The 13,180-nt window shown below is 75.7% G+C and carries 9 protein-coding genes; 2 read left to right on the top strand and 7 right to left on the bottom strand.

Annotation, left to right across the window (positions count from 1 at the left end; translation table 11 throughout):
• Nucleotides 1–64: 64 nt before the first annotated feature.
• Both CP977_RS05380 and CP977_RS05375 read right to left on the bottom strand, forming a co-directional pair.
• On the bottom strand, nt 65–1,765 hold the full coding sequence (locus CP977_RS05380) for a DUF885 domain-containing protein (protein ID WP_183953349.1): 1,701 nt from the start codon (nt 1,763–1,765) through the stop codon (nt 65–67).
• A 49-nt stretch (nt 1,766–1,814) separates the two neighbouring features.
• Entirely contained in the window at nt 1,815–2,312 is a 498-nt protein-coding gene (locus tag CP977_RS05375; RefSeq protein ID WP_109186568.1) for an Lrp/AsnC family transcriptional regulator, read from the bottom strand.
• A 59-nt stretch (nt 2,313–2,371) separates the two neighbouring features.
• On the opposite strand from CP977_RS05375, the gene CP977_RS05370 reads away from it, so the two are divergent.
• A complete protein-coding gene (locus tag CP977_RS05370; RefSeq protein ID WP_109186567.1) occupies nt 2,372–3,589 on the top strand; it encodes a trans-sulfuration enzyme family protein in 1,218 nt (405 codons plus the stop codon).
• Here the strand turns inward: CP977_RS05370 and CP977_RS05365 are convergent.
• The 5 genes from CP977_RS05365 to pdxR all read right to left on the bottom strand — a co-directional run bounded on the left by CP977_RS05365 (nt 3,510) and on the right by pdxR (nt 12,823).
• Nucleotides 3,510–5,000: a GNAT family N-acetyltransferase gene (locus CP977_RS05365; RefSeq protein WP_167309002.1), complete on the bottom strand. Its 1,491-nt coding sequence runs from the start codon at nt 4,998–5,000 to the stop codon at nt 3,510–3,512. The genes CP977_RS05370 and CP977_RS05365 overlap by 80 nt on opposite strands.
• Nucleotides 5,001–5,097: 97 nt before the next feature.
• Nucleotides 5,098–7,797, bottom strand: coding sequence for a DUF7824 domain-containing protein (locus CP977_RS05360; protein ID WP_229991528.1), 2,700 nt, complete (start codon nt 7,795–7,797; stop codon nt 5,098–5,100).
• Nucleotides 7,798–7,895: 98 nt separating this feature from the next.
• Nucleotides 7,896–9,305 carry an SWIM zinc finger family protein gene (locus CP977_RS05355; RefSeq protein ID WP_152369707.1) on the bottom strand — a complete coding sequence of 470 codons (1,410 nt, stop codon included), beginning with the start codon at nt 9,303–9,305 and terminating at the stop codon, nt 7,896–7,898.
• 106 nt (nt 9,306–9,411) lie between these two features.
• Nucleotides 9,412–11,043 (bottom strand): alkaline phosphatase D family protein, encoded by a 1,632-nt coding sequence (locus CP977_RS05350; RefSeq protein WP_229991529.1) that lies wholly within the window; start codon nt 11,041–11,043, stop codon nt 9,412–9,414.
• Between the two features lie 178 nt (nt 11,044–11,221).
• Nucleotides 11,222–12,823, bottom strand: coding sequence for a MocR-like pyridoxine biosynthesis transcription factor PdxR (gene pdxR, locus CP977_RS05340; RefSeq protein ID WP_229991530.1), 1,602 nt, complete (start codon nt 12,821–12,823; stop codon nt 11,222–11,224).
• Nucleotides 12,824–13,008: 185 nt separating this feature from the next.
• On the opposite strand from pdxR, the gene rpmF reads away from it, so the two are divergent.
• Complete coding sequence (gene rpmF, locus CP977_RS05335; RefSeq protein ID WP_062758069.1) at nt 13,009–13,179, top strand: 50S ribosomal protein L32; 171 nt, start codon at nt 13,009–13,011, stop codon at nt 13,177–13,179.
• Nucleotide 13,180: the final 1 nt, after the last annotated feature.

Raw genomic sequence — 13,180 nt, 5'->3', positions numbered from 1 at the left:
CCCCGGAGCCGGGGGATCGCCCCCTTACGGCCTCGTGGCCGGGGACCGCCCCGCTGCCGGATCCTCAGAGCCGGGAGATCTCGTCCACCAGGTCGTCCAGGCCGAGGGGGCCCAGGGAGAGGGCCGCCATGTGCCAGGCCTTCGCGTCGAACGCCTCGCCGTGCGCCGCCCGGGCGCTGGCGCGGCCCAGCAGCCAGGCGCGCTCGCCCAGCTTGTAGCCGATCGCCTGCCCCGGCACCGACAGGTAGCGGGTCATCTCGCTCTCCACGAAGGCCGGCGGGCGGCTGCTGTGCAGCTGGAAGAACTCCTGGGCCAGCTCCGGGGTCCACCGCTCGCCCGGACGGAAGGGGGAGTCCGCCGGGATCTCCAGGCCCAGGTGCATGCCGATGTCCACGACGACCCGGCAGGCGCGCATCATCTGGGCGTCCAGGTAGCCGAGGCGCCGCTCCGCGTCGGGCAGGAAGCCCAGCTCGTCCATCAGGCGCTCCGCGTACAGCGCCCAGCCCTCCATGTTGGCGCTGACCTTGCCGATGGTCGCCTGGTAGCGGGAGAGCCGGTCGGCGACGTGCACCCACTGCGCGCTCTGGAGGTGGTGGCCCGGCACGCCCTCGTGGTACCAGGTCGACACCAGGTCGTACACCGGGAAGCGGGTCGTGCCGTCCACGGGCAGCCAGGTGCGGCCGGGCCGCGAGAAGTCCTCGGACGGGCCGGTGTAGTACGGCGCGGCGGCGCCGCCCGGCGGGGCGATGCGGGACTCCACCCGCCGCACCCGCTCGGCGAGTTCGAAGTGGGTGCCGTCGAGCGCCTCGACGGCCTCGTCCATGAGCCGCTGGAGCCAGTCGCGGACCTCGTCGACGCCCTCGATGTGGGTGCCGTGCTCGTCCAGGTGGGCCAGCGCCTCCCAGGGGCCCGCGCCGGGCAGGATCCGCTCGGCCTCGGTCCGCATCTCGCCGAGGAGCCGGTGGTACTCGGACCAGCCGTACGCGTAGGCCTGGTCGAGGTCCAGGTCGGTGCCGTTGAAGAAGCGGGACCAGCGCCGGTAGCGCTCGCGGCCCACCGTGTCCGGGGCGCCGGCGACGGCCGGGGCGTACACGTCCCGCATCCAGTCCCGCAGCGCCCCGACGGCCGCGGTGGCCTCCTCGCCCGCCGCCGCCAGTTCGGCGCGGAGCCCCGCGGGGAGCGCGTCGGGCGCGGCGGCGGCGAACTCCTCGAACCAGCCGGGCCGTTCGCCGCCGCCCGCCCACTCGGTGAGCTGCCCGACGAAGGTGGCGGTGGCGCGGGGGCCTCCGAACAGCTTGCGCTCCAGGCCCAGGGCGAGCGAGGAGCGGTAGCCCTCCAGGGCGGCCGGCACCGCGCGCAGCCGGGACGCCACCGCCGTCCAGTCCTCCTCGGTCTCCGTCGGCATCACGGTGAAGGCGATGCGGACGCTGTGCGCTGGCGAGCGCATGTTGCTGACGGTACAGAGGCCCTCCTCGGCCTCGTGCACGGCCAGTTCCGCCGTCAGGCGCTCCCGCAGCAGCCGGGCGCACCGCCGCTCGGCGTCGCCGTCGGCCCCCGGCGTCCGCTCGGCCGCGTCGAGCCGGGCGAGCGTGCGGCGGGCGAGGTCGGCCACGGCCTCCCGGCCGGCCGGCGAGAAGTCGGGCAGCAGTCCGGCGCTCTCCCTGACTCCCAGGTACGTACCGGTGATCGGGTCGAGGGCGACGAGTGCGTCGACGTGGTCGTCGGCGACCTGGCGGGGCAGCGGGCTGCGGGAGATCTCTGGCATGGGGGCCATCCTGGCCTTTCCCGCGGGCCCGCGTCATCCTCGTCGGGCTTCAGTCGGCTGACAAGGAAGGGCTCGCGGAGGGCGGCAGGAGCGGGCCGCACTCCCACTGCTGGAAGATCAGCCGGGTCTCCACCCGGGCCACCTCGCGGCGGGAGGTGAACTCGTCCAGGACGAGTCGTTGCAGGTCGGCGGGGTCCGCGACGGCCACGTGCACCAGGTAGTCGTCGGGGCCCGTGAGGTGGAACAGGGCCCGGGACTCCGGCAGGGCCCGGATCCGGTCGACGAACGGACCGATCAGCTCCCTGCGGTGCGGGCGGACCTGGACCAGGAGGAGCGCTTCGAGCCCACGGCCGAGTTTGGCCGGATCCAGACGTAGCCGGTGCCCGAGGACCACGCCCGTGCGCCGCAGCCGGGCCACCCGGTCCAGACAGGTGGAGGGAGCGACGCCGACCTCGGCGGCGAGCTCGCGGTAGGTGGTCCGGGCGTCGTTCTGCAAGAGGCGAAGAATATGCAGATCGACCGGGTCCAGTACGACGGAATCGCTCATCGGCCGAACGTAGCACGGAGATTTTCCGCTACTTGCCGGTATCCGTTCACAGTGCCGCCATGGACGCCATGGATCTCGGACCCTCGGCCACCCCGAGGGCCCTCGCCACCGAAGCCGTGCACGCGGGCCGCGAGGACCTCGCCGGCCTCGGGCTGCACGCCCCGCCGATCGACCTGTCCACCACCTACCCCTCGTACGACGCCCGGGCCGAGGCCGCCCGGATCGACGAGTTCGCCACCACCGGCGCCCGGCTCGACGGCCCGCCCGTCTACGCCCGGCTCGACAACCCGACCGTCGCCCGCTTCGAGGAGGCCCTCGCCCGCCTGGAGGGCACCGAGGCGGCCGTCGCCTTCGCCAGCGGCATGGCGGCCCTGACCGCCGTCCTGCTCGCCCGGGCGAGCCAGGGCCTGCGCCACGTCGTCGCGGTCCGCCCGCTGTACGGCTGCAGCGACCACCTCCTGGACGCCGGTCTGCTCGGCACCGAGGTGACCTGGACCGACCCGGCCGGCGTCGCGGAGGCGATCCGTCCCGACACCGGCCTGGTCATGGTCGAGTCGCCCGCGAACCCCACCCTCGCCGAGGCCGACATCCGGGCCCTCGCCCACTCCTGCGGCTCCGTGCCGCTCCTGGTCGACAACACCTTCGCCACCCCCGTCCTCCAGCGGCCGGCCGAGCAGGGCGCCCGGATCGTGCTGCACAGCGCGACCAAGTACCTGGGCGGCCACGGCGACGTCATGGGCGGGGTCGTCGCCTGCGACGAGGAGTTCGCCCGTACGCTCCGCCAGGTCCGCTTCGCCACCGGCGGAGTGCTCCACCCACTGGCCGGATACCTGCTGCTCCGCGGCCTGGCCACCCTGCCGGTACGGGTCCGGGCGGCGTCCACGACGGCCGCCGAGCTCGTCCGGCGGCTCGCCACCGACCCCCGGATCGCCCGCGTCCACTACCCGCGGATCGGCGGCGCGATGATCGCCTTCGAGGTGTACGGGGAGCCGCACGACGTGATCGCCGGAGTACGGCTCATCACCCCGGCGGTCAGTCTCGGCAGCGTCGACACCCTCATCCAGCACCCGGCCTCCATCAGCCACCGGATCGTGGCCGAGGGAGACCGGCGCTCGGCGGGCGTCAGCGACCGCCTGCTGCGGATGTCGGTCGGCCTGGAGGACGTCGAGGACCTCTGGCGGGACCTGACGCGGGCGCTCAGCGCTCCGCCGGCCGGGACCCCTCGTGCGGCCGGGTCCGGCCGGCCGGGCGGTGTGCCGAGGCCAGCCGGGCGGTGATCACCAGGGTGCCCTCCTCGATCTGGTAGTCGAGGGGCAGGCGGAGCGCCCGCATCGCGGCCACCATCCCCGTGTTGGACGACTGGGTCACGGCGTACACGCTGTCGCAGCCGGCCTCCTCGGCCATCGCCACGAGCCGGCCGAGGAGTTCGGACCCGATGCCGCGCCGCTGCCAGTCGTCCTCGACCATCAGCGCGACCTCCGTCTCGTCCCCGTCCCACAGCAGGTGGCCCAGGGCGACGAGGCGGCCGGAGGCGGTCTGCACGGCGAGGGTGCGCCCGAAGCGGGGGCTGAGCAGGTGGTCGAGGTAGCGGTCGGCATCGCCCACCGGGCCGTGGTAGCGCAGGCCCAGGGTGCGGGCCGAGCAGCGGTCGTGCATGGCCCGCGCGGCGGCCAGGTCGCGCTGGTCGGCGCGGCGGACGGTGATCTCGTTGCCCTCGGGCAGGGTCAGCACGTCCCGGCCGCGCGGGAGGCGCGGGCCGAGCCGGGCGTCCAGCTCGACCAGGGCGCGCGCCCGGGCGAACTCGGTCGGGGTGAAGGGGAGGTAGGGGCGCTCGACGACGAGCGTGCCGCCGTGCGGGTCGCGCAGCCGCATCACGGTCTCCTCCAGGACCCCCTCGACCGGGGCCTGTTCGCCGGTGGGCCGCCCGGTGATCGAGACGGCCGGTACGGAGTGGAGGGTGCAGCGGCCGAGGAGCTGGCGCAGCGCGAGCGGCAGTTCGGCCGCGTCGAGCGCCGTACGGGTGGCGAGCCCGAGGACCCGGGTGGGCGTGTCCACCAGGTCGTGGGCGTCGGCCCGCTCGGTCCAGGTGTCCCGGCCGCCGGCCGCCGCGACCTCGTGGGCCAGGGTCCGGGCGGAGAGGTCGGCGGGGGCGCGCAGCAGGAACTCGTCCACCGTGCCGTCCGCCAGCGGGTGGGTCTGGAGGGTGAGGATGTCCACGTCCAGGCGGGCGAGGACCGTGCACAGGGCGGCGAGGCTGCCCGGGGTGTCGGCGACGGTGGTGCGCATCCGCCACAGCGAGGTCCCGGCCGCCGGGCCGGACCCGTCGTCCGCACCGGACGCGCCCGCCGTGTCGGACTCGCCGTCCGCGCCGGACTTGCCGCCCGCCGCCGGCCTCTTCGCCGCCGCGGGCTCCGGCCGCGCGGCGGGGACGACGGCCGGGCGCCCGCCGGTGTCACCGGCGGGCGGGGCATGACTGGCATGGCTGCGCCTCCGCGCCCACCAGGTGTGGAAGGTCGCGGTGGCGACCAGCGCGATCGCCGAGAACACCAGCAGGTAGGGGCCCTCCGGGCCCTTGGCGATGGTCTTGGCGATCGTGTCGGCCACCACCACGGCGGTGAACAGCGCGGCCAGCTCGATCAGGTCGTGCCGCCAGTGGTGCGGGTGGCGGGCACTCTTCGAGGACGTCACATCGGTCATGACTTCACTGTGGCCCAGTGGTGTTGCGTGATCACGAACGCTTTGTGACTGACGGGTTAAGCGCCCGTCTGACGGCTTAACGACCGATTCAGGCCCTTTCTGGCAGAGGCTGATCGGCCCCCTGACGGAGTGCGTTCAGCAGCCGCTTGGCCTGGACCACCAGCTGCGAGGAACCCCGCGCCGAGGCCACCGCCTCCAGCCCGGCGGGCTCGCCCCGGGCCCCGCACCGCTCCGCGCAGTCGGCCGCGACCGCGAGCAGCTCGCCGAGCCCCCGCACCGGCTTCTCCGCGCCGAGCAGCTCCGGCAGCATCGCCTCCAGGACCGTCCAGACCGTCCCGTACGCCCCGGTGGCGGCGGCCGTGCGGACCGCGTCCGTCAGCCGGTTCGGCTTGAGCGACCCCTCCGCCACCAGCCACGCCAGCTCCGCCCCGAGCGACCGGGCGTTCAGCTCGCCCCGCGACGCCAGGACGAGCAGCGCGTCCACCGCGCGCAGCCGGTCGTCGGAGTCGACGCAGCCGAGACCGAACGCCAGGGCCAGGTGCACCGCGCGGCCGACCGGGCCCCCGGCCTCGGCCAGCGCGGTCAGCGGCTCGGTCGTCCCGCGCTGGTCCCCGTCGACCGAGTGCGCCGTGGCCGGAAGCAGACAGGCCGCAAGGACCTCGCGGTCGGCCGGGAGCACCGGGGCCCACTGCACCCGGTGGTCGATCCAGTGGTAGCAGCGGCGCGGGGTCGCCCGCACGGCACCGCCCAGCCAGTGGAAGGCGGCCGGGAACTCCTCCCGCACCACGGCCCGCTCGCCGAACTCGACCACGATCCGGTCGATCAGCCACCACTTCCCCGAGGCCCGGTCCCCGCCCCGGGGGAAGAACCGCACCCTGGCTCCCAGCGCGTCCTCGTCCCGAAGCCAGGCGGCGAGCCGCAGACCGGCCGGGGTGCCGAGCGCCGCCGCCTCCCCGGCCGCCCGTTCCGCCGACGGGTCGCCCCGCAGGACCCGGAGCAGCGCCTGGGCGAAGTCGACCGGGGCGGGCTCCGCGCCCGTGTCCCGATAGGCCCGCAGCCGCTCCACGAGGACCGAGGGGTCGATCCCGCCGGTGTGCAGGGTCGGCGTGGCGAGCAGGAACGGCAGCTCGTCCGTGCCGACCAGTGCGGCGGCCTCCCACAGGCGCGCGTCCAGGATCCCCGACAGGCCCTCGTGGACGCAGGAGTCCCGCTCGGGCGCCTCCGCCCGGTGGACGTCGATCACCGACCGCTCCACGAGGCCGAGCAGTGCCGCGAGGACCACCTGGATGCCGTAGGGATAGTGCGTGAAGTGGTGGGGCGCGCTCCAGGTCGTCTTCGGGAACGCCTCCCGCACCGCCTCCGCCACCGCCGCCCGGTCCCGGTGCGCGTGCCGCACCAGACCGTCGAGCGCCCGCTCGAACGCCACGGGCTCCTCCATGAGCCCCTTCGCCACCAGCTCCTCCACCAGCACCGCGACCGTGGCCGCCGGGGGTGCCACCGGCTCCGGCGCCGGCACCGGCGGCAGGATCTCCTCGTACGGCCCGGGGTCGGCCTCCCCCAGGGCGTCCCCGAACACCTCCGCGGCGGCCTGCCGGTGCACCGGGCCGAGCAGCCCCGCCGCCTCGGCCAGCTCGCCCCGCACCTCCGCGTCCACGGCGGACAGGTACTTGCCCACCAGCTTGAGCGCCCGCTCCTGGACACCGGTGTCCTCGTGTCCGAAGGCCTCCGCGACGGCGGGCAGCAGCTCGCCGGCCGCGCCCCGCTCCCGCGCGAGCGCCTTGCCGACCAGGGTCAGCTGGGCCCGCACCAGCTTCTTCTCGGTGCGGAAGAGCACCGCGCCCGTCATCTCGGCCAGCGCCCCGACCGGCAGCGTGCCCGCCGCGGCGAGCCCCGCCAGGACCTCCTGCGCGTACCCGGCGACCGGCGACGGCGCGTCGGCCGCCATTCCGACCCAGTCCGGGACCCGCTCCCGCAGCTCCTCCCCGGTCGGCGCGAGGAGCCGCAGCACCTCCAGCGGGAACCGCAGGTCCCGCACCCGCCCGCCGCGCAGCAGCCGGGACACGCACAGGTCCACCACCCCGGCCCGGCCGAGCACCCCATCCGCGACGAGCGTCGTGATCGCCGTGGGCCAGTGCGTCGGCGCCTCCGGGCCGACCGACCAGGCCAGCCGGTCGGGGGTCTCGCCCATCGCGAGCGCGTGCGGCACCAGGACCGGGGTCTGCGGGTCCTCGCGCAGCCGCTCCAGGAGCTTCCCGTCGGTGATCTTCCGCGTCCACCCGAGGACGTAGCCGTCGGTCGCCGGCACCGGGCACCCGGAGCGCACCACGAGCCCGTGGATCAGCTCGTAGCTGCTCTCCGCGACGGCCTGCCGCTTGGCGAGCCGCTCCGCCACGTCCGCCATCCACGCCGGGTCCCGTCCTTCGAGCACCGACAGGACCAGGACGCCGTACTGGGGATCCCACCCCATCAGGTCCCGGCCGCCGAGCCAGGTCGCGGTCGCCGCCGCGCCCGTGTGACACCCGGCCCCCGCCACGTACAGGGCGCGCCGGATGCGGGCCGCCTCGTTCCACCGCTTCCAGTCCCAGGCGCGCACCTCGGAGCGCAGCGCCTTCAGCTTCCCGAGGGCCTTCTTGCGCGCGGCGGCGTCCAGCGGCTCCAGGAGCTTCGGCACCTGGTGGGCCCGCCCGGCGCGCACCGCGTCGAGCAGCGCCTCGACCGCCGCGCCGTCCGCGTCCCGCGTCCCGTCCTTCACCGACACCGCCGCACCGCTCTCCGTACCGATTCCCACTTCGACCCCCATTGTCTTCCGCCCCGCCCCTTCGGCCCGTTCCCCGATGCCGGCCACCGCTCCGGCCGCCCGTCCCCCGATCCCCGCCACGGGGCCCGTCACGACGCGGCCCCGGTCACGGCTCCGGCTCCGGTCGCCGCCCCGGTCGCGGTCGCGACGACCGCGCCCCGCCGGACCATCCGCACCGCGAGCGCGTGCTTGCACGGCCCCCGGCGCCCCCGGTAGTCCGCCCACCACTGGCAGGTGCAGCTCAGGATCCCGTCCGACTCCCGCACCCGGTAGCGCCGGTCGCCCGAGGCCACCGCCGCCGACTCCCCGTCGAGCTCCACGGCCCCCTCCGCGACCAGCCGGCGCGCGCTCACCAGACGCGGGTTGTGACGCTCGGCGCGGTCCGCGTCGTACGGCAGCTCCCGGTGGAAGTAGGCCGCGTCCGCCACGTCGTACCCCACCCGGCCCGCCGTCCCGAGGCGGGTCAGCGCCGCCCGCACCCGGTCGGCCGTCAGGCCCGCCTGCGCCGCGAGGTCGGCCGGGTCGATGCGCGGCTCCCAGGCGAGCAGCACCGCGACCAGCTCGGCGTCCTGCTCCGCCTCCTCCGTCGCGAGCGCCTCCAGGACCCCGCCCTCGCCGGAGAAGCCCCGCGCCGGATCGGGCGACAGCGTCAGCGTCAGCCGCATCCCCGGCAGGGTCACCTCCCAGGCGCTCGCCGCGGCCGCGCCGTCCGGCACCGGCCCGTACACCCGCAGCCCCGTCGCGTACCGCAGCACCCGCTCCAGGGCGACCAGCCGGTCCGGCCCCGGCAGGCAGACCGCGCCCGCCCCCGGCCGGGTCGTCGGCCGCAGGGTCCGGCCCGACTGCGCGATCCACAGCGGACCGCGCCCCCGGGCCTGAGTGCGCGGCAGGGACCGCAGGAACCGCACGGCCTCCGCCCCCGTCAGCTCCGCCCGCAGGTCGAACCGCGCCGAGGCGACCTGGGCCTCGGCGAACCCCCGCAGCCAGCGGTCCGGCAGCGGCACCTTCTTCTCCACGACCGCGCCCGCGAGCGTGCTCACCGCCATCTCGTCGGGGCCGACCCGCAGGTGCAGCGGATCGTCCCCCGTCATCCGCGACAGCGCTTCGCGCAGCGGGTTGTTGACGTCGACGTTGGTGGTGCCGTGCCCCGTCTCCGCGCCGCCCAGGCCCTCGTCCAGCACGTCCAGGCGCGCGTACACCCCGCCGCAGCCGGAGAAGGACTCGAACCGCAGCCGGTCCCCGTTCCCCGTCACCACCGGATCCAGCGAACCCGGCCGTATCCGCTGGTGGTAGCGGGCCGCGGCCACGTCGGCGACCGCGAGCAGACCGCGGGCGGCGACCTGCGGCGAGGCCAGGAAACCGGAGAAGAAACGGGGATGGGCCTCGGCCCCGCGGGGCGTGAGGCCCCCGGCCGTCTCCAGACCGAGCAGCCGGCCGGAGCCCGTGGACTCCAGCGCGGACGGGCGTGCGTAGGCGAGCGCCTGTACGGATCGCGTCATGGGAAAAACCGTAGGACCCGCCACTGACAACGCACCCGACCAGCGGTTTCCGCACCGGGGCCGGTCCCGGGCCGGTGCCGTCCGACGTCCCTGTTCCTACCGCTTCCTACTGCCCGACGCGCCCCGGGCGCAGCACCTTGCTGAACAGGACCTTCCCGCCCTCCGCCCGCAGTCGCACGGTCAGGTCGCCGCTGTGGCCGTCGATGTCGACCTCGCCGAAGTACTGCGGGCTCTCCATCGGCGACAGGTTCGCCCGCTCCGGCGCCCGCACGAAGACCCGCTCGGGGCCGAAGGTCCCGTCGAGCGCGTTCGCCGGGAACCCGCCCGCCGCCAGCGGCCCGGACACGAACTCCCAGAAGGGCGCGAAGTCCCTGAAGGCCGCCCGCTCCGGCGCGTAGTGCTGCGCCGAGGTGTAGTGCACGTCCGCCGTCAGCCACAGCGTGCCGGTGATCCGCCGGTGCTTGACGAACCGCAGCAGCTCCGCGATCTGGAGCTCCCGGCCCAGCGGCGCGCCCGGGTCGCCCTGCGCGATCGCCTCGAAGTCCGCCGTCCCGTCCGGCACGACCAGGCCGATCGGCATGTCCGCCGCGAGCACCTTCCACACGGCCGTGGACGCGGCCAGCTCCCGCTTCAGCCAGGCCAGTTGCTCCGCGCCCAGGATGCCGGTGGTGTCGTCGGCCTGCCGGTTGGGCGAGTTGGGGTTCCGGTACGAGCGCATGTCGAGCACGAACACGTCGAGCAGCGGCCCGTACCGCACCACCCGGTGCACCCGCCCGCGCCCGCCGGGCACGTGAAGGGTGGAGACCGGCGTGTACTCGCCGAAGGCGCGCGCCGCGCGGGCGGCGAGGACGTCCACGTCCTTCTCCGTGTACCGGGGGTCGTCCAGGATCTGCCCCGGATACCAGTTGTTCCGCACCTCGTGGTCGTCCCACTGCACGATCGACGGCACGCGCGCGTTGAACGCCCGGACGTTGTGGTCGAGGAGGTTGTACCGGAAGTTGCCCCGGTACTCGTCCAGGGTCTCGGCGACCTTGGACTTCTCCGGCGTCGTGACGTTCCGCCAGATCCGCCCGTCCGGCAGGGTGACGCTCGGCTCGATCACCCCGTCCGCGTAGATCGCGTCGCCGCTGCACAGGAAGAAGTCCGGGTCGAGCTGGCGCATCTCGTCGTACGCGCGGAAGCCGCCGATGTCCGGGTTGATGCCCCAGCCCTGCCCCGCGATGTCCCCGGACCACAGGAACCGGACGCCGTCGCGGCGCCGGTCCGGGGCCGTGCGGAACGTGCCGGTGACCGGCTCGCCCGTACGGCGCGGGTCGTCCGGGTCCGCCAGGGTGACCCGGTAGTGGATCTGCTCGCCGGCCGGCAGACCGTGCAGGGCCGTGGTCCCGGTGAAGTCCGTGCCCGCGCCGAGCAGCGGCCCGCGGTGGCGGCGCGCCCGCCGGAAGGACTCGGTCGCGGAGGTCTCCACGACCATGCGCGCCGGACGGTCGGAGCGCACCCACACCAGACCGGAGGAGGCCGTGACGTCGCCGGTCTGCACGCCCCACGCGGCCCGGGGCCGGCCCGAGAGCGCGAACGCGGGGGCGGCGAGGCCGGCGCCGCCGAGGGCGAGCGCGGCCGAGGCGGCCAGCGAGCCGCGCAGGACGCCGCGCCGGGCGGGGGCGGCCGGCACGGGGGAGGAGGAAGGGGAGGGGCCGGATACGGGGTGGGACGAGGGGCCGGTCACGGGACGGGGCATGGAAGGGCCTCCGGGAGGTGGTCGATTCCGGTCGTGGGCGGTACGCCGCCCCATGCCTAACGGCCGGGAACGGCGCCCGCGCGAACCCCGCGTGAACAGATCACCCCACCGGCCCCACCGGGCCTCCCGTGTGAACGGGGCGCCCCGCCGTCCCCTCCACGTCTCCCGCGCGGGCGGATCACCCCACCGGCCCCGCCCCGGCCCCCACCGCCTCCGCCAGCAGGCCGATCCCCTCCGCGATCGCCGACGGCGACAGGTGCGCGTAGCCGATGACGAGCCGTACGTCCCCGTCCGCCGGCCGGGCCGTGCCGTACTCCTCCAGGGGGCGCAGCGCCACCCCCGCCCCCGCCGCCCGTGCCAGGAACCGTTCCGGCGGCCCGAAGCGCGCCGGTACGCGCGCGATGACGTGCAGTCCGGCCGCGATGCCGCTCACCCCGGTGCCGGGCAGGTGCTCGGCGAGGGCGGCGAGCAGCGCGTCCCGCCGCTCCCGGTAGGCGCGCTGGCAGCGGCGCAGCTGCCGGTCGTACCCGCCCCGCGTCACGAACTCCGCGAGGACGGCCTGGTCGAGCACCGGATGGCCCAGGTCCATCGTCCGCTTCCGCTCCACGACCTCGCCGAGCAGTTCCTCCGGGACGAGCATCCAGCCGAGCCGCATCCCCGGCGCGAGCGACTTGCTGACCGACCCCGCGTAGACGACCCGCCCCGGGTCGAGGCCCTGGAGCGCGCCGACCGGCGCCCGGTCGTACCGGAAGTCGCCGTCGTAGTCGTCCTCCAGGACGTAGCCGTCGACCGCCCGCGCCCAGTCGAGGAGCGCGGCGCGCCGCTCCGCCGACCAGGCGATCCCGGACGGGAACTGGTGCGAGGGCGTCACGACCACGGCCCGTACGCCCGAGGCGGCGAGCGGTCCCGGCCGCAGCCCCTCCCCGTCCAGCGGCAGCCACACCGTCTCCATGCCGGTCGAGGCGAAGAGGCGCCCGTGCTCGGGGCTGCCGGGGTCCTCGACGCCGACCGTGCGCAGCCCCCGCGCCCGCAGGACGAACCCCAGGAGCGTCGACGCCTGCGCCACGCCCGAGCAGACCACGAGCCGTTCCGGATCGGCCACCACGCCCCGGCGCCGCGCCAGCATTCCGGCCAGCGCCCCGCGCAGCTCGGGCAGGCCGCGCGGGTCCGGGTAGCCGAGGGCCCGGTGGGGGAGCCGCGCCAGGACGGACCGCTGCGCCGCCGCCCACGCGCTCCTCGGGAACAGCGACAGGTCCGGCGTCCCGGGCCGGAAGTCCACCCGGACGCCCGGCATCCCGACGACTCCGCCCGCCCCGGCCCCGCCGGTCGTACGGGCGGGGCCGTCCGTGCCGCCGGCTCCGACCGCCCGGCTCACCCCGCCCGTGCCGTCGGCTCCACCAGCCCCGGGCGCCCCGCCCGTGCCGCCCGTGCCGACCGTCCCCGCCCTGGCCGCACCGCTCACCCAGGTCCCCGCGCCCCGGCGGCCGCGCAGGTACCCCTCGGCCGTCAACTGCTCGTACGCCTCGGTGACGAGCCCCCGCGAGACGCCGAGGTCGGTCGCGAGTTCGCGGGTGGACGGCAGTCGCGTCCCGGCCGCGAGCCGCCCGGAGCGGACCGCCTCGCGCAGCGCTTCCTGGAGCGCCCGTCCCCGCCGTCGCGCCGGCGCCCCGACGGCCGGAAGCAACAGCTCCCAGGCGGACCGTCCCTGCGGGCGCGCATCCGGAACGTCCCTGTCCGACGCGCCGTCCCCGACCTCCGGCGACCGTCTCGCCTGTCCCATGGTTCCCCCCCGTGGTCGGCCGTGGACGAGTATGCCGTCTCGACGGCACGGCACGGCACGGCGTGGCTGCGGCCATCGACCTCCCGGCCGCGCTCGCACCCGCCCCCCCCGCTTAGTAATGGAATTCATTTTCATGTAGCGTGTCGGCTGTTCCCCTTGTCTCGTCCTGTTCCAGGAGGTTGGTCATGGCTGTCCCGAAGCGGAAGATGTCCCGCAGCAACACGCGTCACCGCCGCGCCCAGTGGAAGGCCGTGACGCCCCGGTTGGCGCCGGTGACCGTGGACGGCTCCGTGTACCTGGTGCCGCAGCGGCTGGTGAAGGCGTACGAGCGCGGTCTGCTGCGCCCCGAAGGGTGAC

This window comes from Streptomyces cinereoruber (assembly GCF_009299385.1).
GTDB classification, from domain to species: domain Bacteria; phylum Actinomycetota; class Actinomycetes; order Streptomycetales; family Streptomycetaceae; genus Streptomyces; species Streptomyces bikiniensis.
Note: the sequence above shows the minus strand (reverse complement) of the source record. Positions and strands in the feature narration are given on the sequence as shown.

Excerpts from the sequence above, each read along its gene's own strand:
- CP977_RS05350 (WP_229991529.1), bottom strand. The coding sequence starts at position 11,043 with ATGCCCCGTCCCGTGACCGGCCCCTCGTCCCACCCCGTATCCGGCCCC.
- CP977_RS05370 (WP_109186567.1), top strand. The coding sequence starts at position 2,372 with ATGGACGCCATGGATCTCGGACCCTCGGCCACCCCGAGGGCCCTCGCC.
- CP977_RS05380 (WP_183953349.1), bottom strand. The coding sequence starts at position 1,765 with ATGCCAGAGATCTCCCGCAGCCCGCTGCCCCGCCAGGTCGCCGACGAC.
- pdxR (WP_229991530.1), bottom strand. The coding sequence starts at position 12,823 with ATGGGACAGGCGAGACGGTCGCCGGAGGTCGGGGACGGCGCGTCGGAC.
- CP977_RS05355 (WP_152369707.1), bottom strand. The coding sequence starts at position 9,305 with ATGACGCGATCCGTACAGGCGCTCGCCTACGCACGCCCGTCCGCGCTG.
- rpmF (WP_062758069.1), top strand. The coding sequence starts at position 13,009 with ATGGCTGTCCCGAAGCGGAAGATGTCCCGCAGCAACACGCGTCACCGC.
- CP977_RS05375 (WP_109186568.1), bottom strand. The coding sequence starts at position 2,312 with ATGAGCGATTCCGTCGTACTGGACCCGGTCGATCTGCATATTCTTCGC.